This window comes from Frigoribacterium sp. VKM Ac-1396 (assembly GCF_015350895.1).
Taxonomy (GTDB): Bacteria; Actinomycetota; Actinomycetes; order Actinomycetales; family Microbacteriaceae; genus Frigoribacterium.
The window spans coordinates 159,207-178,782 of record NZ_JADKSD010000001.1 but is presented as its reverse complement, the minus strand read 5'-3'; the positions used below and the strand labels follow the sequence as shown (position 1 = coordinate 178,782).

Genomic DNA, 19,576 nt, shown 5'->3' with positions numbered 1-19,576 from the left:
TCGTGGGGCCCCGCCCGCGGCACCATCGGACCTTGGTACTAGTACCCGCCGACCCCGTACCCGTTGTCGCGCGCCCAGAGCGCGGCGCTCGTCCGGTCGGCCACCCCGATGCGGCGGAACACGCTGCCGACGTGCGCCTTGACCGTCCGCTCGCTGATGCCGAGCTGCCCGGCGATCTGCTTGTTGGCGAGCCCGCGGGCGAGCAGCCTCAGCACCTCCGCCTCGCGGCCCGAGACCGGGCCGGGGGCGCCGGCGGCAGCCGTCGCGGACGCGGGAGGCGCGGGTGACGCGACCGCGCCTCCCGCGTCACGGGACGGCAGCAGCACCCGGGCCGCCCGGGGGTCGAGAGGCGCGCCTCCCCCGGCGGCGGCCCGGACGCCGGCGACGACGCCGGCCGGGTCGGCGTCCTTCAGCAGGTAGCCGACGGCCCCTGCGGCGAGCGCCTGCTGCACCGAGGCGGGGTCGGGGAACGAGGTGAGGACGACGACGTGCAGGTGGTCGTGCGCCTCGGTGAGGAGGCGCGTGGCGGCGAGGCCGCCCATGCCCGGCATCGAGAGGTCCATCAACACGACCCCGAGGGGGACGCTGCGCGCGGCCCGGGCGTCCTCGGCGGCGAACGCCACGGCGTCCTCGCCGCTGGACGCCTCGCCGACGACGACGAGGTCGTCCGCGGTCTCGACGAGGGCGCGCAGACCGGCCCGGACGAGCGGGTGGTCGTCGACCACGAGGACGCCGATCACGAGGCCGCCACCGTCAGCCGCCACCGGGTTCCGTGGCCGGGACTCGTGGCGAGGTCGAGGGCAGCCCCGGCGTCGCGCACCGCGTCGGTCACCAGCCGCAGGCCGAAGTGGCCGTGGGGCGCGTGGTCGACGGTCGCCGGGTCGAACCCCCGCCCGTCGTCGGACACCGTCACGACGACCCGACGGGGCCCGGCCTGACCCGACGGTCGACCCGCGGTCGGCGTGCCGGCGGATGCCGTCGCCGCCTCGACGGTCACCGTCGCCGCCGACGCGCCGGCGTGCTTGACGACGTTGACCAGGCACTCCTGCACGACGCGGTGCACGAGCCGTTCGGCGTCGGGGTCGAGCCTCGGGTCGCCGGTGGTCGTGACCGTGGTGGCCACCCCGCGCGCGCGGGTCGCCGTCGCGAGGTCGTCGAGCGCCGAGGCGAGGCCGGCGCGCTCGAGGTTGGGCGGGTAGATGTCGACCAGCAGCGTGCGGAGGCCGCCGATGCCGCTGCGGACGGAGCCCGCCACGGTGTCGAGGCCGTCGGCGGTGCCGGCGTCACCCCGTCGGCGGGCGGCGGCGCCCTCGGCCGACAACGCGAGCGAGGTGGCGACCAGGTCTTGCACGACCCCGTCGTGCAGGGTGCCCGCGATGCGGCGACGTTCGTCGGCGCTGGCCTCGAGCGCCCGCGTCAGCAGGGCCTCGCGCTGCACCCTGGCCGAGCGCAGCGCCGTGAGCAAGCGCCACAGCACGGGTGCCAGCAGGGCCAGCACGACGACGACGCTGCCCACGGCGATTCCGGCGAAGCCCTGCCAGAGCTGCCCGCTGCGCTGCAGCACCTCGTCGTAGCGGAAGTACACCTCGAACAGCAGGGGCGTGCCCTCGGCGGTCAGCACCGAGCGGTAGGTCTCGAGCAGCTTGCCCTCACCGCGTTCGTAGGCGTTCTCGGGGGCCTCGAGGTCGCTGACCTCGGCGTCGACCCCCGAACCACGGAGCGCCTCGAGCTCGTCGTCGGCGAGGCCGAACCGCTGCCCCACCAGGCGCGGCTCGTCCGACCAGACGATGCGGCCGTCGGCGTCCCAGATCTTCACCCGCACGATGCTGTCGCTCAGCACGTGGTCGCGCACCACGGCGTCGACGGCGGCGGTCGCACCCTGGTCGCCCGCCAGCAGGGCGTCGGTGAGCTCGGGCTGCACGAGGACGTCGGCGATGCGGTCGGCCCGGTCGGCGGCGTCACGGACCGACTCGGTCTCGGCCAGGCGTCGGGCGGCGACGAGGGCTGCCACGATGACGGCGACGATGACGACCACCGCCACGACGGCGACCCAGGTCACCACCCGGCGCGGCGTCGGGTCGACGGTGTCGCGGGAGCGCGCGTCGGCCGGTGCGACCACCCGAGTCCAGGGCGGTACCGAGCGGTCGGTGGGCGTCATCACGCCATTCTGCGGCCTGACCGCGCGCCGGGAACACGGCACGGCCGGGTCTGGTTGGCTCCGGGCATGAAGTCGATCGTGTACTCCGAGACCGGACCCGCCCCCACCGTGCTGCAGCTCGTCGACCGCGACCTGCCCGAACCCGCCGCCGGCGAGGTGCGCGTGCGCGTCGTGTGGTCGGGCGTCAACCCCACCGACTGGAAGTCCCGTGCGGGCGGCGGCCCCGGCGAGTCGCTCCCGTTTGCCGAGGTCACGCCGAACCAGGACGGCTCGGGCGTCGTCGACGCGATCGGCGAGGGCGTCACCGACCTCTCGGTCGGCGACCGCGTCTGGACCTACCTCTCGGCACACCAGCGCCCCACCGGCACCGCACAGGAGTTCACCGTGCTGCCCGCCGCGCGCGTCGTCCCGCTGCCCGAGGGCGTCGGCCTCGACGTCGGCGCCAGCCTCGGCGTGCCCGCCATGACCGCGCACCGCGCCCTAACCGTCCGCGAGGACGGCCCGAGCCACCTCACCCCCGGCAGCCTCGACGGCACCGTCGTCCTCGTCGCAGGAGGCGCGGGTGCCGTCGGCCACGCCGCCATCCAGCTCGCGCGCTGGGCCGGTGCCACCGTCATCACGACCATCAGCAGCGACGAGAAGGCCGCCCTGGCCACGGCCGCCGGCGCGCACCACGTCGTCAACTACCGCACGGGCGACGCCGCCGCCGAGATCCGCGAGCTCGCGCCCGACGGCGTGGACGTCGTGGTCGAGGTCGCGATCTCGCAGAACGCCGAACTGCTGTCGCAGGTCGTCGCGCACCGCGCCTCCGTGGCGATCTACGCCGACAACGGCGGCGACACGACCACGATCCCGATCCGCGCGAACATGGTCACCAACACGCGGTTCCAGTTCGTGCTGCTCTACACCGTGGGCGAGGAGGCGCTACAGGCGGCCGTCGAGGACGTCACCGCCGCCCTGCGTGACGGCGTCCTGCCCGTCGGCGAGGCCGCCGGCCTGCCGCTGCACACCTTCCCGCTCGCCGAGACGGCGGCCGCACACGAGGCCGTCGAGGGCGACGTGGTCGGCAAGGTGCTGATCGAGGTCTCGGCCGAGTAGGTGGCAGGCCCGGCGTCGGCAGGCACGGCGGTCGCGGCGTCGGCGGGCGCGGACCGGCGTGGGTGGCCGGCGGCGCTGGCTAGGCTCGCGGGGTGACCGACGCCGCCAGCCGACCCGTGCCTCCTGCGCCTCCCGTCCCGCTCAGCCGAGTGCAGGCCGACGCCGTCCGTCGCGGCGACCTGCCGCCCGTCGAGGAGGTCCGGCACGGCGTCTGGTCGGTCGCGTTCGAGTTCGGCGACGGCATCGACGACCACTCGCTCGGCTACGTCGTCGAGGGCTCGGACGGCGCCCTGACCGTCGTCGACCCCGGGTGGGGAGTCGACGCGAACCTCGACCGGCTCGAGCAGGCCCTCGCCGACGTCGACCACGCCCTCGCCGACGTCGAGCTGATCGCCGTCACGCACCTGCACGCCGACCACCTCGGCGGAGCAGAGGCCCTGCGACGGGCCTCCGGTGCCCGCATCGCCCTGCACGCCGCCGAGCAGGCCGCCCTCGCCGACCGGCCGGTCGACGCGGCCGCCGCCGACGCCGACATCGCCCGCTGGGGCGCACCGGCCGAGGACCAGGAGGCGCTGGTCGCCTCGTGGGGGTCGGGTCGCCACCTGCCCGCGGTCGCCGCCGACCTGCTGCTGGCCGACGGCGACGTGCTGCCGATCGCGGGCCGGAAGCTGCGGGCGGTCCACACCCCCGGGCACACCGCGGGCCACCTCTGCTTCGTCGAACCCGAGCAACGCCTCGTCTTCACGGGCGACCACGTGCTGCCGCGCGTCAACCCGGGCATCGGCCTCGGGGGCCGCACCCCGACGAACCCGCTGACCGACTACCTCGCGTCGCTCGAGCGCATGGTCGCCCTCGACGTGCCCGGGCCGGACGCGCTCGAGGTCTGCCCGGGTCACGAGTACCGCTTCACGGGGCTCCGCGAGCGTGCCGAGGCCCTGATCGCCCACCGCACCGACCGTAGCCGGGACGCCGCGGCAGCCCTCGACGCGCTCGACCGGCCGACCGTGTGGCAGGTCGCCGAGCGCATGTCGTGGAGCGGAGGCATCGCCTCGCTGCACGGCTACCGGCTCGGCTCGGCGCTGGCGCAGACCGGGTGGCACGTGCAGGCGCTCGGCCGCGCCGGCGAGCTGCGCCCCGCCTGACACCTGCCCGAGGACGTCACGAGGCGAGCGGCCTACTCTCGAGCGCGGCCCCGGGAGCCGCACCGCACCTCCTGCTCGGGCCGTCACCACGACCGAGGAGAGACATGAGCACCACCACGACCCCCACCCGCACCGCCCTCGTCCTGGGCGGCGGTGGCATCACCGGCATCGCCTGGGAGCTCGGCGTGCTCTCCCGCTTGCTCGAAGCGGGCGTGAACGTGGGCGACGCCGACCTCGTGGTCGGCACCTCGGCCGGGTCGGTCGTCGGCACGATGGTGCGACTCGGGCTCGTCGACCAGGGCCTCCGCGAGCAGTTCGAGGACGTCGTCGAGCTGCCGTCGGGCTCCATCGACCCCGACGTGTTCCAGCAGACCCTCGGCCAGGCGCTCGCCGGGGCGACCACCCGGCAGGAGGCGCGGGCCCGGATCGGCGCGTTGGCCCGCGAGACGCCCGTGGTCGCCGACGAGCCCGAGCTCGTCACGGCCATGCGCGACCGGTTCGGAGGCGCGGCCTGGCCCGACGCGGCACTCACCGTCTGCACCGTGGACGCCACCGACGGCACGTTCCGCCCGCTGGACGGCGGCTCGGGCGTCGACCTGTACCGCGCCGTGGCCGCGAGCTGCTCGGTGCCCGTCGTCTGGCCCACCGTCGAGGTCGACGGCCGCCCGACGATGGACGGCGGCGTGCGGTCGGGCACCAACGCCGACCTCGCCGACGACTTCGACCGTGTGCTGGTGTTGTCGTGCGGGCCCGAGCTCGACGTCTCGCCGCTCGGGCCGACCCTGCCCCAGGTCGTCGCGGCGCGCCGCGCGGCCGGGCACGACATCTTCGTCGTCGAGGCCGACGCCGCGGCGCTCGAGGCCTTCGGCACCGACGTGCTCGCCACGACCACGCGTCGCCCCGCGGCCGAGGCCGGCCGTCGACAGGCCGAGGCCGTGCTCGACGACGTCCGCGCGTTCTGGTCGGGCGGCGTCGCCTGACCTGCGCCGCCGGTCACAGAGCCAGGACGGCTCGCAAGCCTGCGTCGACGTCGTCCCGGAGGTACGCGGGGAGCGTGGCGACCGTCGGGCCCAGGTCGCCCTCGTCGACCGTGGAGATCTGGGTGACGTTCGCGACGGAATCCCGGTCGAGCCCCGAGGCCGCGGCGGGCACGAACACGTTGCCGGGATGGGCCGCGAGCCAGGTGGAAGAGGTGAGGCTCACGACGACCACCGTCGACAGTGCGCTGTGAGAGTAGGCGTCGGCTTGCACGACGACCACGGGTCGGTGCTTCGCCGGGGAGCTGCCCCTCGGGTCGCCCAGATCGACCCAGCAGACGTCGCCCCGGCTCACCATGCGTCGTCGGCCGTCGCGGACTCGAGACGACGTCTCGAGAACCCGACGAAGTCGGCGGTCTCGGAATCGCTGCGCCCCGCGTCGAGGGCGATGGCCGCGTTGAGCCGTTCGGTGACGGACCGTTGCTCGAGTTCGTCCAGGTAACGCTCGGCGGCTCGAGCGAAGAACTGTGATCGGTTGATGCCCAGTTCGGCGACGCGACGTTCGACTCGTTCGAATGTCGCATCGGGGACGGAGATCGCTGTCTTCATCGACTGAGTATAACCCGGTATGACTTCCGTCGGGGAGGCGGATGGAAGCGTGTTGCCTGCGGAGGAATGTCTCATGTCGGGATCGTAGAGCGCACCGCCGACATCGACCATCGACCCGCGACGGGCAGGCCGTCAGGCCGCCGGGCCGGTACCCTCGGGAAGTGACCACCGCCTCCCCCTCGCTCCGCATCGCCCTCGTGTCGCTGCACACGTCCCCTGGTGCCGAGCCCGGGTCGGGTGACGTCGGCGGCATGAACGTCGTCGTGCGCAACCAGGCCGAGGCGCTCGGGGCTGCGGGGCACGAAGTCGAGATCCTGACCCGTCGCTCCTCGCCCGACGAACCCGCGAGCCTGGCCCTCTCGCCGGGCGTCACCCTCCGGTTCCTCGACGCCGGCCCGGCCGAGCCCGTCACCAAGGGGCGCAACGAGCTGTTCGTCGACGAGTTCCGCGACCGACTCGCCGAGCTCGGTCCGTGGGACGTCGTGCACTCGCACCACTGGTTCTCGGGCATGGCCGCCCTGCCCGTCGCCCGCGCTCTCGGGGTGCCCCACCTGCAGAGCTTCCACTCGATCGCCGCACACGACTCGACCCCCCTCTCGCACGGCGAACGTGCCGAGTCGCCCGGCCGCCTCGCCGGCGAAGAGATGCTCGCCCGCGAGTCGGACGCCGTCGTCGCCATCAGCCACGCCGAGGCCGAGACCGTCACGTCCCGACTCGGCGGCCGGGCCGACCGGGTCCACGTCGTCCTGCCGGGCGTCGACGCCGAGCTGTTCCACCCCGCGGCGGCCGACCGCCCCGCTCCGGCCCACCCGTACGTCGTCGTGGCCGGTCGGCTCGAACCCCTCAAGGCCCCCGACCTCGCCATCCGCGCCGTCGCGGCGGTGCCGGCCGAGGTCCGCCCCGAGCTCGTCATCGCCGGCGGTGCCTCGACCGAGTTCGCCGGCTACGAGTCCGAACTGAGCGCGTTGAGCGACGAACTCGACCTCACCGTGCACTTCCTCGGGCCGCGCTCGCGGCCGGGCCTCGCCGCGCTGCTGCGCGACGCGTCGCTGGTGCTCGTGCCGTCGCACTCCGAGACCTACGGCCTCATCGCCCTCGAGGCGGCGGCCAGCGGCGTCCCCGTGGTCGCCGCCGCCTCGGGCGGGCTCCGCGAATCGGTGGTGGACGGCGTCACGGGCATCGTCCTCACGTCGCGCGAGCCGCAGGTCTGGGCCCGGGCCATGACGCAGGTGCTCGCGGACGCGGCGTTGCGTGACCGGCTCTCGCGCGCCTCCCGGTCGCACGCGCTCGACCACCCGTGGTCGCGCTCGGCCGACGACCTCGTGGGCGTCTACTGCGGGCTGCTCGCCCGGCAGGGGTCGCCCTGCGTCGCGGCGTCGGCCTGACCCCGCGGTCGGCTGCCCGCGCGAGGCACCACCAGCGCGTTGACGGGGGCCGGGCCTAGGCTCGCAGCGTGTCGCGCCCAGGCGTCGGCGCACCCTCGCAGCCCGCCCGACCCCTCCAGGAGGCCACCGATGACCGACGACACCCTGCTGAAGACCCTCGTCGAGCAAGAAGAGCGCCTGGTGTTCCGCCGGTTCACCCTCGACGTCGCCCTCGACCTGGGCGCCCACCTGCTCGCCGAGGCCCGTCGCCGCGACCTGGCCGTGGCCGTCACCGTGCGGCACGGCCGTCAGCGTGCGTTCCACGCGGCCCTCCCCGGCACCAGCCTCGACAACGACGAGTGGCTCGACCGCAAGGCCCGCGTCGTCGAGCGCTACGGCCAGAGCTCGTACCGGGTCGGCGAGTCGTTCCGGGTGCAGGGCGGCAGCTTCGACGAGAAGTCTCGGCTCGACACCGGGCTCTACGCCGCGCACGGCGGGCTGTTCCCCGTGCGGGTCGCCGGCGTCGGCCTCGTCGGCTCGGCCGGCGTCTCGGGCCTGCCGCAGGCCGACGACCACGCCTTCGTCGTCGACGTGATCGAGGACTTCCTCGACCACGGCTACGACGCCTGACGCCACCGCCGAGGCGCGCATGAGCGACCCGACCGCAGGAGGCGCGGTGCCGACCCCCGAGACCCCCTCCGACGACGAGGCGGCCGCGTCGCTCCGCGCCCTCGTCGAGCGGGCGGCCGCCGACCTGGCGGCCCGCGAGGCCCGCACCGAGGCCCTCGCCCGGTACAAGCCCGCCCGCCGCATCGTCGTCGTGAAGACGGCCGAGTCGCTCGAACCGGCGGGCCGGGCCTGGCGTCTCGGCGTGCTGCTGCTCGCGACCGACGGTCGGGTGTTCGAGACCGGCCGCATCACCCGGGCGGTCACGCCGACGCGATCTCAGCACCTCAGCGCCCAGGTCGAGCAGCGCAAGGCCGAGCGGCGGGCCGCCGTCCGGGGCCACTTCGCCGAGGGCGAGGTCGTCAACTACGGGTACGAGCCGGTGGACCTGTCGACCGGGGCGCTGCGGGCGGGTGACCAGCGCCTCCTCGTCCGCGACGGGCGCGCGCTCGTGCGCTGGGGCACGGCGGCCGGCGAGGTGCGCGACCTCGCCGCGTACCTCGCCGACCGGGCCGAGCTGCTCTAGCGCGTCGCGTCCTGAGCCCTGCGTGCGGGCTCCGCGTCGACGAAGGGCAGGTCGTCGAGGTCGATGTTCGGGTTCGCGTCCTGCGACTCGACGAGCTCGTGCGCCTCGGCCTCGGTGGCCACGCTCGGCATCGAGCCGGGCAGCGGGCGCTGCGAGGACTCCTTCATGAACCAGACCGCGACCGCACCGACCAACGACGTGGCCATGAGGAAGAACGCGGGCACGAGCTCGTTGCCCGTCGCCTGCAGCAACGCCTGGATAATCAGCGGGGTCGTGCCGCCGAACACGGCGATCGCCACGTTGTACGACACGCCCATGGCACCGTAGCGACTCGCGGTCGGGAAGAGCGCGGGCAACGACGACGCCTGGCTCGACACCCAGAGCGCCACGCTCACGGCGAGCAACGACAGGCCCGCGAGGGTCGTGGCGATGCTGCCGAGACCGATCAGCACGAAGGCCGGCAGGGCCAGCAGCAGCACCGAGGCGGCCCCGAGCCACATGACCGGGCGACGACCGATGCGGTCGCTCAGGCGGCCCGCGACCGGCAGCAACAGGGCCAGCAGCACGAGCACGGGAATCGTCAGCAACGTGCCGTGCAGCGGGTCGTAGCCGAGCGAGTCGGTGAGGTAGGTCGGCATGTAGCTGGTGAGTGCGTAGCCGACGGTGTTCGAGGCGGCAACGAGGCCGATGGCGATGACGATCGGGCGCCAGTGCTGCCGGATCAGGGCGAGCGTGTTGCGGGGGCGGCCCTCGGCATCGGCGATCTCGCCGACCTTGCTCGCCTGGGCGTCCTGGGTGGCCTGGAACGCGGGCGACTCCTCGATCTTGAGGCGGAAGTAGATCGCGACGACGCCGAGCACCCCGGCGAGCAGGAAGGGCAGTCGCCAGGCCCAGTCGAGCATCTGCTGAGCGGTGGTCAGCACCTGCAGCACCGACACGACGGCGGCACCGAGCGCGAACCCCAGGTAGCTGCCGAGGTCGAGGATGCTCGCGAAGACGCCGCGCCGCTTGTCGGGTGCGTACTCGCTGACGAACGTCGTCGCGCCGGCGTACTCGCCACCGGTCGAGAAGCCCTGGAGCAGCTTGAGTACCACGAGCGCGATCGGGGCGAGGGCGCCGATCGCGGCGAAGTCGGGCAGCACGCCGATCACGAAGGTCGCGCTCGCCATCAGGATGAGCGTGGTGGCCAGCACCTTCTGGCGGCCCACCCGGTCGCCCAGGCGACCGAAGACGACCCCGCCGAGCGGGCGGGCGACGTAGGTCGAGGCGAAGACGCCGAGGCTGAACAGGATCTGCAGCGACGGATCGGCCTCGGGCAGGAACACCCGGCCCATGGTGACGGCCAGGTAGCCGTAGACGCCGACGTCGTACCACTCCATCGTGTTGCCGACGACGGTGCCGCCGATGGCGCGCTTCATCATCGCGGGGTCGACGACCGTGACGTCGTCGACGCGCAGGCGCCTCGGTCGGGGACGCCGGGAGGCGCGGGTCGGGCGGTCGGGACGGGTCTCGTGGGCAGGGGTGGGTGGGGTTCCCATGAACGACGTTCCTCTGGATCTCGGGCGCCGGTCGGTCGGACGGGCGCCTCGGCGATCGAGCTGCGGAGGGGCGGTGCCCGGCTGCCGCGGCCCGAGTGGTCGGGTCGACGGCGGGCAACGTTACCGGGGTCTCGACGGAGGATTGCCAGGGCATTCGGAGGGACGCCCACCGGTCGTCCAGCCAGCCGAGACGGGTCGTCCACGTGGATCGCGTACCCTCGACGACGTCTTCCGTGCCGGTCACGCGACGGTGCCGTGCCGGCCGTCACCCCTCGACCGCCGCTCCGTCCGACCCTCGTGGAGGCCCGCCGTGCGCCGCATGCTGATCGCCGTCTCCGTCGTCTTCGGCGTCGGGCTGATCGCCTTCGTCGTCGCGATCGCGATGGTGGTCTCGGCGCTCACCGCACCCCGCGACGACGGCGTGGCGGCCGTCACGTCGACTCCGCTGCCGGCCTGCCCCGAGGTCGACCCGGTCATGGTGGGCGACATCGAGGTGCCGGCCGGCCCGGTCGCGGGCTACTGCCAGGACCGCCTGGTCAACGCGGCGTACATCATGCTGGCGGCCCGGGCGCAGGGCATCGGCGAGCACACCCAGGCGATCGGCGTGATGACGGCGATGGGCGAGTCGAGCCTGCGCAACATCGACCACGGCGACGCCGTCGGGCCCGACAGCCGCGGGCTCTTCCAGCAGCGCGACAACGGTCAGTGGGGCACCTACGAGCAGCGCATGGACCCGTACACCGCGGCGACGAGCTTCTTCACGAAGCTCGTGTCGATCCCGGGCTGGAAGGACTTGACGCCGACCCAGGCGGCCCACGCCGTCCAGGTCAACGCCGACCCCGACCACTACACGAAGTGGTTCGCCGACGCCGAGGTGGTCGTGGCGGCGCTGTCGGGCTGAGCCGCGCCTCCTGCGGTCGCGGCGGTGCCCGGTGTCGGTGCCTGCCGCTGCTACTTCGCCCGGCGACCGATGCTGCGACGGTCGCGCCACGCGCCCGTCGACCAGAGCGACAGCAGGACGAGCAGCGGCTGGAAGACCAGGCGGAACGCCCGTTTGCCGTCGGTGTCGAGGCCGAACGCGTCGGTGTGCGTGACGAGCTGCGAGATGTTGCCGGGGAAGATCGCCGTGAAGAACGCCGCGGCCACCCAGCCGACCGTCACGCGGTGCTTGGGGGCGACGACCAGGGCCGCCCCGATGCCGATCTCGACGACGCCCGACGCGAGCACGACGAAGTCGTCGTCGAGCGGCAACCACTCGGGCACCTGCGCCTGGAAGGGCTCGCGGGCGAACGTCAGGTGACTCGTGCCGGCGAAGACCAGGGCACCGCCCAGGGCGACGCGGCCGAGGGTGCGGACGAGGGACGTGGGGCGGGGGCGGGGTCGCTTCGACATCCGACCAGTCTGCACCTGCTCACACCCGCAGGAGGCGCGGTGTCCGTCATGCGCACCGCCCGCGTCCCGGCGGGGTCACCAACCCGGCCGGGTCACCAGCCCATGGTGCCCGGGGCTCCCTTGAAGGGGCCGACGAGGTTGGCTGTGATCCACCCGCCGTAGAAGTCGCCCTCTTGAGCTTGGACGACCTCGCCGTCGACCTCGCACGAGTCCATCGCGCCCGGGTAGAGGGCGATGTGGTCGACGAGCGACTCGTAGCCGGGCCAGGGCTCGGCGTAGAACCAGCCGGAGCGGCGGGCCACGACTCCCCCGCCGGTGACGTCGACGTAGCCGGCCTGGCCCTTGAACTCGCACAGGCTGCGACCCTCGGCCCGCGACAGGGCCCCGGGGGCGAAGTCGGCCCGCGGCAGGTAGTACACCGGCGGGTGGCTCGTCTCGAGCACGCGGATCGCAGCCGTGGTGTCGGCCACCACGACGCCGCCGAGGCGCACGACGACGCGCTCGTGCCGGGGCTCGACGCGCGGCGGGCGGGGGTAGTCCCAGACGGACTCCTGGCCGGGGCCGGGCTCGACGCGGACGGGGTGGGCGGGGCGTGACGGGCGGCGGAAGGCGGGCATGGCCCCATGATGCGCCGCGGGGCTGAGACGACGTGCCGGGTGCCCCGAGGACGACCGGCTCCTCGGACCGTTCGACAGACGTACTCCGAGGCCTACATCCCCTGCGGCGCTACGCTTCGGGTCCCCGTCGTGACCGATGTCACGGGTGTCACGACCCGAGCATCCCGTTCTCTGATCGCACTCGCATCCGATGCCGATCGCCTGGCGACGTGGTCCGCCGAGCGATCGGTCGCCGGCAGGGTGAAGTCGGAACGGCCGGATGGCGGGCAGAGACTCGGCAGGTGCGCGGCTTAGTGTCAGGGCATGGTGATCGCGTTCAACGACACGACCTCTCCACAATCCCTGGCGCTGCTCGACCCAGGCCGGCCGTGGCTGCCCGAGGCCGCAACGTTCATCAATGTCACGGACGAGCCCGGTCTGGACACCGACCTGCAGATCTTCTGCTCTTACAGCCCCGCCACCGGATTAGCCGTCCATGAACTCGGCGTGATCCTCCGACGCGACCGTTCGGATCTGGGCACGGCACCGTTCTCGGGAATCGACGTTCGCGACGTCCTCCGCCGAGCACTCCGAGCACACGCCGACCACACGCTGACTGACGACGAGATCGAACAGGTACTCCCCCGCACCCGCTCCGACCCCGAGACCTACCGCCCCGATCCCGTCACTCTGACCGTGCGGGCGTTCAACAACCCGTGGTCCATGATCGACGATCCTGTGTCCACGATGGTCACCCCCGACCTGTGCGTCCCGACAGTGATCGAGGTCCTGGCGCAGGACCTTCCCGAGATCTCCGTCGAGATCAAGGCCACCATCGTCCTGGACGCCGCCACGTTCCGCTACCGGGTCATCCACATCGTGATCCGCCACCACGGCTCGGCCCAACGCGACCTCGGGGCCGATCCCCTGCAGCAGATCGACCTCGGCGACATCGTCCGGACAGCGCTCGTCGGCATCGCCCCCACGGGCCCGGGTGGCCCCACGACCCGATCGTTCCTGCCCCTCCCCCTGGGCGACCGCTGAGCGGTCGGCTCTGGGGCAGCGCCCCGGACGTGTCTGGTGGTCGAGTGTCTCGGAACCACTGCTCGTTCGCTGGCTTGTGACGAGGGCAAAGAGGCGCCGCGGCGCGGGCAGGTCGGACGCGCGCCGCGGCAGAGGCACTACGCGGTGACGCTGACGCTCCAGGTGACTCCGAACCGGTCGGTGAGCATGCCGAAGCCGGCGCTCCACGCCGACGCGGCGAGCGGTTCGACGATGGTCGCGCCGACCACCAGTGCGTCCCAGTGACCCTGCAATTCGTCAAGGCTGTCGGACCCGATCGAGACGAACAGAGCCTGGTCGGTGACGGTGGTCCCGTTCTCGCGGCGGGTCAGGCCGCCTCCGGCGATCGAGCCCCCGGTCTGGCCGGGGATGTCGTACCCCATGATGTGGAAGCCGTTCTCGGCCGTGACGAGGCCGAAGACGACCCTGTCGGCACCGGGCACGTCGGCCGGCATCCCGAAGTCGGCGTAGGTGTTGACCACGAGGTGCCCGCCGAACACGGACTGGTAGAACTCGAGCGCCTGACGGGCGTCGCCGCGGAAGTTGAGGTGGGGGGTCGTCTGGATGGTCATCGCTACTCCTTGTCGGGGGGCCGGCCCGCTCGGCCGTCGACTCGACTCTCGCAGCCGTATAGGTCGGTTCCTGTCCTAGACAGGATTTAGCCTGAACGGCATGACGACGACATCGCGACTGCTGAACCTGCTGTCGTTGCTGCAGACTCGGCGGGACTGGCCCGGGTCTCTCCTGGCATCTCGTCTCGACGTCAGCGACCGGACGGTCCGCCGCGACGTCGACCGCCTGCGCGAGATGGGCTACAGCATCCGCGCGACCATGGGCCCTGAGGGCGGGTACCGGCTCGACGCCGGTAGTGAGCTGCCGCCCCTGCTGTTCGATGATGACCAGACCGTCGCGGTGGCCGTCGCCTTGCAGGTGGCGGCTGGTGCTGGCAGCGGGATCGAGGAGGCGGCGATCCGCGCCCTGGGAACGATCCGGCAGGTCATGCCCTCACGACTGCGCCGCAGGCTGGACGCTTTCGAGGTGACCGCTGTCGGCCGGCCGGGAGATGAAGCGATGGCGGACATCTCGCTCGACGTCCTCGTCACGCTTGCCGACAACATTCGAGACCGTGAGGTCTTGCGCTTCGACTACGCCACCCGCGGCGACGACGACAGCGAGCAGCAGACGCGCGAGGCCCGCCGGGTCGAACCGCACCACCTGGTGACGTCTCACGGCCGCTGGTACCTCGTGGCATGGGATCTCGAGCGCGACGACTGGCGCCTGTTCCGCGTGGACCGTGTGCAGCCGAGGGTCCCCGGTGGCCCCCGGTACGTTCCCCGTGTCGTGCCCGGCGGCGGCGTGCACGAGTTCGTCTCCGCTCGCTTCAAGGGGTCCGACGTCGACGAGTGGCCGTGCCGAGGCACCGTCGTGTTGGAACTACCCGCTCACGACGTCCTCCCGTTCGCCGGCGACGGCAGGGTCGTGGCCCTCGACGACCATCGGTGCAGCCTCGAGGCGGGCTCGTGGTCCTGGGGTGCCCTGGCCGCCTCCTACGGCCGCTTCGAGGCACCGATGCAGGTGATCGGGCCCCCCGAGCTCGCGACCGCCTTCGTGACCCTTGCGCAGCGATACGCGGAGACGGGCGCGACCGACCACGACTAGTGCGGCAAGTCCAGGACGCAGCCAGTCGGCCCTTCAGACCAGGGAAAACACGCAGGCGCCCGACGCCCGAAACCGACAGGCGCCCGCCGTCGATCGTCTTTCGGGCACGGATCACTCGCAGTGGCGGCTCGCTTCGCGCGCTGCACGACTTGGTGAGCTCTTAAAAGCTGAGGCGCCTGATCTCGGGGATGCTAGTAATCGAGCGCAGGCCCTAGCCTTCTCGAAAAGAGGAGTCGTCATGAGTGTTGCCTTTGAGCCCGCGGTGCGCACACAGCGGTCGGACGCACGCTTCTTGGTCTTCACGGGAGCGACGGTCGGCGCCGGACGCGCACTGCTCTTGCCCATCGTGTGGATGATCGCATGGGGCGCGATCGGAGGACTCGACGGCGCTGGTGTCGCCGGATGGGTCGTCGTGTCACTCGTCTATGCAATACCTGCGGCCGTGGCCTTTGCCCTCATCGGGGCTGTCGCCGGGCTCGTCAGCGCGTCGCTGTGGCGACAGCGTCACCGCTGGGGCGAAGTGAAGAGCCAAGCGTCAGCAGTAGCGGCCACGGCGGCAATCGTGGGCATCTCTGCGGGCCTGGCCGTGGGCCTCTTGACGGGTGCTGCCCACTCTGGAGCCTTCATGGGCCTCTTTGCCTCGTCAGCTGCCGGCCTCACTGCGGCCTTGAGTTTGCGCCGACTGGCGCGACGAGGGGTGACGCCAGTTCACTGACCGATCCCCTGTCGGGCACGCCTGAACCTGCTGACAGGCGTGAGAGAGAATGCACCATGACGACCTCAGAGGCGCTTCGCCTCGCCTATGCGCCACTCCTCTTCGTGGCACTAGGCCTGCTAGCGTACATCGGCATCAAATACAGCCAGGGCAAAGAGCTACCCCGGCAGAAAAGACTCCGCATCGTCGGTCTCGCCTCGATCGTCATGCTCATCGGCGCTGGCCTTTACATCGCAAGCTGGTTGATCTAGAACCGCGGCCGCCCGCAGGAGCATCCCCTTTCGGGCGCACGCCAGCCATGTTTAGCTGCGGACATGCGTGAAAAGAAGGGCCTCACGGCGAGCGTGCTGCGATCCGTAGGCGGTATGACGCTGCTGCTCGTCATCGTCACTGGCTGCGCACCTGTGTCGGGAGGCACCGCCGCAGGCTCCTGCGCCGTCAAGGAGATCGTCCTCGGCAGCTCAGACCTGAGACCTGGCGGAGAGATCCAGCTCAGCGTGGACTGGATGACCGCAAGATGCGAAGACACGGGCGGAACGAACCGGCCCGCCGAGGACATCGACGTCACGATCACCCCGATCGAGAGTTCTGAGTCCCGGCATCTCGGGACGATCAAGAGCGCTGCCGGCCCGCGCTTCACTGCCGCTGGCACTTTTCCGCTTCCCGACGACATCCCCGCCGGAGATGGAGTTCTCGCCGTGACATCCACCACCGCAGAAGGGGCGGTAGCCGAGCTGCCGATCACCCTGGCGACCGAGTAGAAGAACTAGGCCCTGTGACCGATCGGCTATCGGGCAGTCCCTCTTCCCAAGTAGGGACGCACTCCTAGCGTCGACTCTCGTGCTCATGCTGGCTACGGTGGTCACACGCGATCAAAGGAGAGAGCCGAATGAACACCGCTACCGTCATCATCGCCCTGATCGTTATCGGCATTATCGCGGCGACCTTTGCCATCGTCCTTCGTGAACGTCGCGATCGTGCTCTTGCCACCCGACTCGACGCGACCGACCCAGGGGCAGGCCTTCGGGCTCAAGCAGACACCGAGCGCCAGCAGGAAGGACCACGCGGCGAAGCGGGCGGAATGTCTTGGTCGGCTGGCGGCAAAAATTCCGCGTGAGCAGCTGCCCCAGAAGAACAGCCGTCAAATCAGTCGCAGTTGCCGATCCCCTAACGGGCAAATGACCTCAAGGTTCGGGCGCACAACGTCGACGGCCAATCCCGGCATGCCGCCAAACGGCGTTGGCTCCGCCATCACGGGCGGAGCCAACTCCCTCAGCGTAAAGCCCCTGCCAAAGCAACTGATGACCTATCCAACTGAGGTCGTCCGATGCTACAGACACCTATTCCAGGTAGACGACTTACCGAAACGCGCGCCAGGGCTGCGGTTCCAAACACGTCCAATCGTCATGCGCTTGCACCCCTAAACCGTCGCTGAGTCGAACGTCCGCTGAGCAATCGGTTACCGGACACATCACGTCAGCCATCACTGTATAGTCAGCACATGCTGACTTTTTCGTCGCGTGTCGACGTCATGAACCGCCTCGGCCGCGCCATGGCCGATCCCACACGATCACGCATCCTGCTGCACCTGCTCGACGAGCCTGGCTATCCCGGCGCACTAGCCGACCGTCTCGAACTCACGCGGTCCAACGTATCGAACCACCTCTCGTGCCTCCGCGGCTGTGGCATCGTCGTAGCCGTCCCCGAGGGTAGGTCGACACGGTACGAGATCGCGGACGCGCACCTGACTAAGGCGCTCACTGCTCTCGTCGACGTCGTGCTCGCTGTCGACGACGGTGAACCCTGCACCGACGATGCCTGCGACGTTCCTCTCTGCTGCTGAACCGGCGCATGAGCACGACCGCGCTTCCCGCGCTGCTCGCGCCGGCCCGCCGGCTGCTCCTGCAGCGTCGCATCCGGATCATCGTCGCGATCACGATCACGTACAACGTGGTCGAGGCGGTCGTTGCGATCGCCGCCGGCACCGTCGCCTCCTCGACGGCGCTGATCGGTTTCGGCCTCGACTCGATCGTGGAGGTGCTGTCGGCTGCAGCGATCGCGTGGCAGTTCGCCGCCCCCGACCCGGAGAAGCGGGAACGGGTCGCGCTGCGCGTCATCGCCGTGTCGTTCTTCGGCCTGGCCGCCTACGTGTCCGTCGATGCAATGCTGGCCCTTACTGGCATTCGTGAGCCCGACCACTCCCCGGTCGGCATCGTTCTCGCCGCGGTGAGCCTGGCGATCATGCCGTTCCTCAGCCTGGTCGAACGTCGCACTGGCACAGAACTGGGCTCGGCGTCAGCGGTGGCCGATTCGAAGCAGACCCTGATCTGCTCGTACCTGTCAGCCGCGGTCCTCGTTGGCCTGGTCCTCAACCTTGCCTTCGGGTGGACGTGGGCTGACCCGGTGGCGGGGCTCGTGATCGTCGTGTTCGCCGTCCGGGAGGGACTCGAGGCGTGGCGCGGCGACGCGTGCAAAACGCCCGTGTCGGCCCTCACGGGCGAGCGCCAGGTCGAGGCCTGCGACTGCTGCTGACCTAACCAGACCATTCCCCCTGACGGCACGCCAACCGTGCCGCGACCGCCAGGAGAACCATGAAGCGCACCACCAAGATCAACCTCGCCCTGATCGGCACCCTCGCGGCAGCGGCGGCGGTCGCGGCCGTCGTCCTGGTCAGACCAGCAGCGCCACAGGCGGACACGGCGGAGGTGACCGTCGTCGCGGAGAACAGCGACCGTCTCGACACCGCCCCGGACGGATCGGTGGTGTTCACCGAATTCCTCGACTTCGAGTGCGAGGTCTGCGCTGCCGTGCATCCCGTTGTTGAGGAGCTGCGCGACACGCACGCGGGCGAGGTCACCTTCGTGACGCGGTACTTCCCTTTGCCAGGGCACAAGAACTCCATGAACGCCGCGATCGCCGTTGAAGCCGCAGCAGAGCAGGGTCAGTTCGAGGCGATGTACCAGCGCATGTTCGAGACCCAGGCCGAGTGGGGCGAGCAGCAGGAGTCCAAGGCCGACGTCTTCCGCGGCTACGCCGAGGCCCTAGGCCTCGACATGGCGGCTTACGACCACGCGGTAGGTGACCCATCGACGGAGGCGCGGGTGCAACAAGACTTCGACGCCGGCATGGCACTCGGGGTTGAAGCGACGCCGACAATCTTCCTCGGTGACGAGCCGGTCGAGCTGTCGACACCGGACGAGTTGCGCGCCGCGGTGGCTTCCGCCGTAGAGGCTGAACGGTGATGCGGGCCGTCCGATAGACGATCCATCACCGATCGATGACGGAGGCTAGCCACTCCCCCACAGCTACGGGGCGCCGGCTGTCTCGATAGGTCAGTCCGAAACGGATCTCGATGAACGATCCCCTATCGAAACGGAGTTTGCTGGAGTCCTTGGCGGACCCATCGTTGTTCCTCTAGTCCCGTTCCGGGGTCGGTCTGGCTGTCCCCGGTGTGGTGAAAGCCGTGCTTGGAGTAGAAACGCTGCGCTCGCTCGTTGAACGAGAACACGAGCAGGTGCGCGTCCTCATCCCCGAGCGCTACCTGCAGCAATCGGGCTGCAACACCGGTGCCGTGCGCTCGCTCATCGACATAGATCGTGGACAGTTCCAGCGCCGGCAGGCCCCCAAGGGCCTGGTCGGGACGTGTGGTGCTGGCGACGCCGAGGAGGAGGCCGTCGTCAGACAGGGCCATTGATACCCGACGAGAACCGTTAGCGATCCGTTCTGCCCAGCGAGTGGCTCGAGCCTGAGCGGTCGTTGCGTCGAGGAACTCGTCTGGGACGATACCTCTGTACGTCTGCTCCCAGCAACGGGTCTGAAAGAGGCCGATCGCGTCCGCGTCGCCGGTCTCGGCCTGAACGATGTGTGTCACCCATCAAGTGTGGGGCGGGGATGCCCCTCAATGCTTTGGCTGTTCGCTCACCGATCGGCTAACGGGCAGGCGCTCGCGCCGCACCCGAAAGCAGACACGCAGTGGACCAGAATCGAGGCATGGTCGACCCTCTGTTTGACGCATGGCCCGAGCTGTCACGACTCGTTGCAGCCTCGCCCCTGAACGTCACAGTCTGCCCCCCC

General features: G+C 71.1%; 25 protein-coding genes. 16 read left to right on the top strand and 9 right to left on the bottom strand.

The features are described 5' to 3' along the window. Window positions 1-38: 38 nt before the first annotated feature. Both ITJ55_RS16395 and ITJ55_RS00875 read right to left on the bottom strand, forming a co-directional pair. Entirely contained in the window at window positions 39-764 is a 726-nt protein-coding gene (locus ITJ55_RS16395) for a response regulator (protein WP_370543943.1), read from the bottom strand. Beyond that, window positions 737-2,158, bottom strand: a complete 1,422-nt coding sequence (locus ITJ55_RS00875; protein ID WP_194593713.1) for a sensor histidine kinase — start codon at window positions 2,156-2,158, stop codon at window positions 737-739. Before ITJ55_RS00875 ends, ITJ55_RS16395 begins: the two co-directional genes overlap by 28 nt. 66 nt (window positions 2,159-2,224) lie before the next feature. Here ITJ55_RS00875 and ITJ55_RS00870 point away from each other — a divergent pair, with 66 nt between their 5' ends. The 3 genes from ITJ55_RS00870 (at window position 2,225) to ITJ55_RS00860 (ending at window position 5,378) form a co-directional block, all read left to right on the top strand. After that, window positions 2,225-3,256 carry an NADPH:quinone reductase gene (locus ITJ55_RS00870; protein ID WP_194593712.1) on the top strand — a complete coding sequence of 344 codons (1,032 nt, stop codon included), beginning with the start codon at window positions 2,225-2,227 and terminating at the stop codon, window positions 3,254-3,256. A gap of 92 nt (window positions 3,257-3,348) precedes the next feature. Further along, entirely contained in the window at window positions 3,349-4,398 is a 1,050-nt protein-coding gene (locus ITJ55_RS00865; RefSeq protein WP_194593711.1) for an MBL fold metallo-hydrolase, read from the top strand. A 104-nt stretch (window positions 4,399-4,502) separates the two neighbouring features. Further along, window positions 4,503-5,378, top strand: a complete 876-nt coding sequence (locus ITJ55_RS00860; protein WP_194593710.1) for a patatin-like phospholipase family protein — start codon at window positions 4,503-4,505, stop codon at window positions 5,376-5,378. 13 nt (window positions 5,379-5,391) lie between these two features. Here ITJ55_RS00860 and ITJ55_RS00855 read toward each other — a convergent pair whose 3' ends face one another. Beyond that, window positions 5,392-5,733 carry a type II toxin-antitoxin system PemK/MazF family toxin gene (locus tag ITJ55_RS00855; RefSeq protein WP_194593709.1) on the bottom strand — a complete coding sequence of 114 codons (342 nt, stop codon included), beginning with the start codon at window positions 5,731-5,733 and terminating at the stop codon, window positions 5,392-5,394. After that, window positions 5,727-5,984, bottom strand: coding sequence for a ribbon-helix-helix protein, CopG family (locus ITJ55_RS00850; protein WP_194593708.1), 258 nt, complete (start codon window positions 5,982-5,984; stop codon window positions 5,727-5,729). Before ITJ55_RS00850 ends, ITJ55_RS00855 begins: the two co-directional genes overlap by 7 nt. 161 nt (window positions 5,985-6,145) lie before the next feature. Here ITJ55_RS00850 and ITJ55_RS00845 point away from each other — a divergent pair, with 161 nt between their 5' ends. The 3 genes from ITJ55_RS00845 (at window position 6,146) to ITJ55_RS00835 (ending at window position 8,540) form a co-directional block, all read left to right on the top strand. Beyond that, complete coding sequence (locus tag ITJ55_RS00845) at window positions 6,146-7,369, top strand: glycosyltransferase (RefSeq protein ID WP_194593707.1); 1,224 nt, start codon at window positions 6,146-6,148, stop codon at window positions 7,367-7,369. Between the two features lie 129 nt (window positions 7,370-7,498). Further along, window positions 7,499-7,978 carry a heme-degrading domain-containing protein gene (locus ITJ55_RS00840; RefSeq protein ID WP_194593706.1) on the top strand — a complete coding sequence of 160 codons (480 nt, stop codon included), beginning with the start codon at window positions 7,499-7,501 and terminating at the stop codon, window positions 7,976-7,978. Between the two features lie 19 nt (window positions 7,979-7,997). Beyond that, complete coding sequence (locus ITJ55_RS00835) at window positions 7,998-8,540, top strand: hypothetical protein (RefSeq protein ID WP_194593705.1); 543 nt, start codon at window positions 7,998-8,000, stop codon at window positions 8,538-8,540. Here ITJ55_RS00835 and ITJ55_RS00830 read toward each other — a convergent pair. Then, entirely contained in the window at window positions 8,537-10,078 is a 1,542-nt protein-coding gene (locus tag ITJ55_RS00830; RefSeq protein WP_194593704.1) for an MFS transporter, read from the bottom strand. The two genes, ITJ55_RS00835 and ITJ55_RS00830, sit on opposite strands and share 4 nt — an antisense overlap. A gap of 310 nt (window positions 10,079-10,388) precedes the next feature. On the opposite strand from ITJ55_RS00830, the gene ITJ55_RS00825 reads away from it, so the two are divergent. Next, a complete protein-coding gene (locus ITJ55_RS00825) occupies window positions 10,389-10,979 on the top strand; it encodes a hypothetical protein (protein ID WP_194593703.1) in 591 nt (196 codons plus the stop codon). Between the two features lie 50 nt (window positions 10,980-11,029). On the opposite strand, the gene ITJ55_RS00820 is transcribed toward ITJ55_RS00825, so the two are convergent. Then, the gene (locus tag ITJ55_RS00820) at window positions 11,030-11,470 is read right to left on the bottom strand and encodes a hypothetical protein (protein ID WP_056255915.1); all 441 of its coding nucleotides are present in this window, start codon (window positions 11,468-11,470) and stop codon (window positions 11,030-11,032) included. 92 nt (window positions 11,471-11,562) lie between these two features. Further along, window positions 11,563-12,087: a DUF427 domain-containing protein gene (locus ITJ55_RS00815; protein ID WP_194593702.1), complete on the bottom strand. Its 525-nt coding sequence runs from the start codon at window positions 12,085-12,087 to the stop codon at window positions 11,563-11,565. 303 nt (window positions 12,088-12,390) lie between these two features. Between ITJ55_RS00815 and ITJ55_RS00810 the strand changes: the two genes are divergently transcribed. Then, window positions 12,391-13,110 carry a hypothetical protein gene (locus tag ITJ55_RS00810; RefSeq protein ID WP_194593701.1) on the top strand — a complete coding sequence of 240 codons (720 nt, stop codon included), beginning with the start codon at window positions 12,391-12,393 and terminating at the stop codon, window positions 13,108-13,110. A gap of 137 nt (window positions 13,111-13,247) precedes the next feature. Here ITJ55_RS00810 and ITJ55_RS00805 read toward each other — a convergent pair whose 3' ends face one another. Beyond that, on the bottom strand, window positions 13,248-13,700 hold the full coding sequence (locus ITJ55_RS00805; protein WP_194593700.1) for a VOC family protein: 453 nt from the start codon (window positions 13,698-13,700) through the stop codon (window positions 13,248-13,250). Between the two features lie 100 nt (window positions 13,701-13,800). On the opposite strand from ITJ55_RS00805, the gene ITJ55_RS00800 reads away from it, so the two are divergent. The 8 genes from ITJ55_RS00800 to ITJ55_RS00765 all read left to right on the top strand — a co-directional run bounded on the left by ITJ55_RS00800 (window position 13,801) and on the right by ITJ55_RS00765 (window position 18,744). Continuing rightward, window positions 13,801-14,787: a YafY family protein gene (locus ITJ55_RS00800; protein ID WP_194593699.1), complete on the top strand. Its 987-nt coding sequence runs from the start codon at window positions 13,801-13,803 to the stop codon at window positions 14,785-14,787. Window positions 14,788-15,025: 238 nt separating this feature from the next. Further along, the gene (locus tag ITJ55_RS00795) at window positions 15,026-15,502 is read left to right on the top strand and encodes a hypothetical protein (RefSeq protein WP_194593698.1); all 477 of its coding nucleotides are present in this window, start codon (window positions 15,026-15,028) and stop codon (window positions 15,500-15,502) included. A gap of 56 nt (window positions 15,503-15,558) precedes the next feature. Then, window positions 15,559-15,753: a hypothetical protein gene (locus tag ITJ55_RS00790; protein ID WP_194593697.1), complete on the top strand. Its 195-nt coding sequence runs from the start codon at window positions 15,559-15,561 to the stop codon at window positions 15,751-15,753. A 63-nt stretch (window positions 15,754-15,816) separates the two neighbouring features. Continuing rightward, window positions 15,817-16,263, top strand: coding sequence for a hypothetical protein (locus ITJ55_RS00785; RefSeq protein WP_194593696.1), 447 nt, complete (start codon window positions 15,817-15,819; stop codon window positions 16,261-16,263). A gap of 128 nt (window positions 16,264-16,391) precedes the next feature. Continuing rightward, the gene (locus ITJ55_RS00780; protein WP_194593695.1) at window positions 16,392-16,619 is read left to right on the top strand and encodes a hypothetical protein; all 228 of its coding nucleotides are present in this window, start codon (window positions 16,392-16,394) and stop codon (window positions 16,617-16,619) included. A 384-nt stretch (window positions 16,620-17,003) separates the two neighbouring features. Beyond that, window positions 17,004-17,345, top strand: coding sequence for a helix-turn-helix transcriptional regulator (locus tag ITJ55_RS00775; protein WP_194593694.1), 342 nt, complete (start codon window positions 17,004-17,006; stop codon window positions 17,343-17,345). Window positions 17,346-17,353: 8 nt separating this feature from the next. Continuing rightward, window positions 17,354-18,034 carry a cation transporter gene (locus ITJ55_RS00770; protein ID WP_194593693.1) on the top strand — a complete coding sequence of 227 codons (681 nt, stop codon included), beginning with the start codon at window positions 17,354-17,356 and terminating at the stop codon, window positions 18,032-18,034. 59 nt (window positions 18,035-18,093) lie between these two features. After that, window positions 18,094-18,744 carry a thioredoxin domain-containing protein gene (locus tag ITJ55_RS00765; RefSeq protein ID WP_194593692.1) on the top strand — a complete coding sequence of 217 codons (651 nt, stop codon included), beginning with the start codon at window positions 18,094-18,096 and terminating at the stop codon, window positions 18,742-18,744. 122 nt (window positions 18,745-18,866) lie between these two features. Here the strand turns inward: ITJ55_RS00765 and ITJ55_RS00760 are convergent, their stop codons facing one another. Then, window positions 18,867-19,373, bottom strand: a complete 507-nt coding sequence (locus tag ITJ55_RS00760; RefSeq protein ID WP_194593691.1) for a GNAT family N-acetyltransferase — start codon at window positions 19,371-19,373, stop codon at window positions 18,867-18,869. Between the last annotated feature and the right edge of the window lie 203 nt (window positions 19,374-19,576).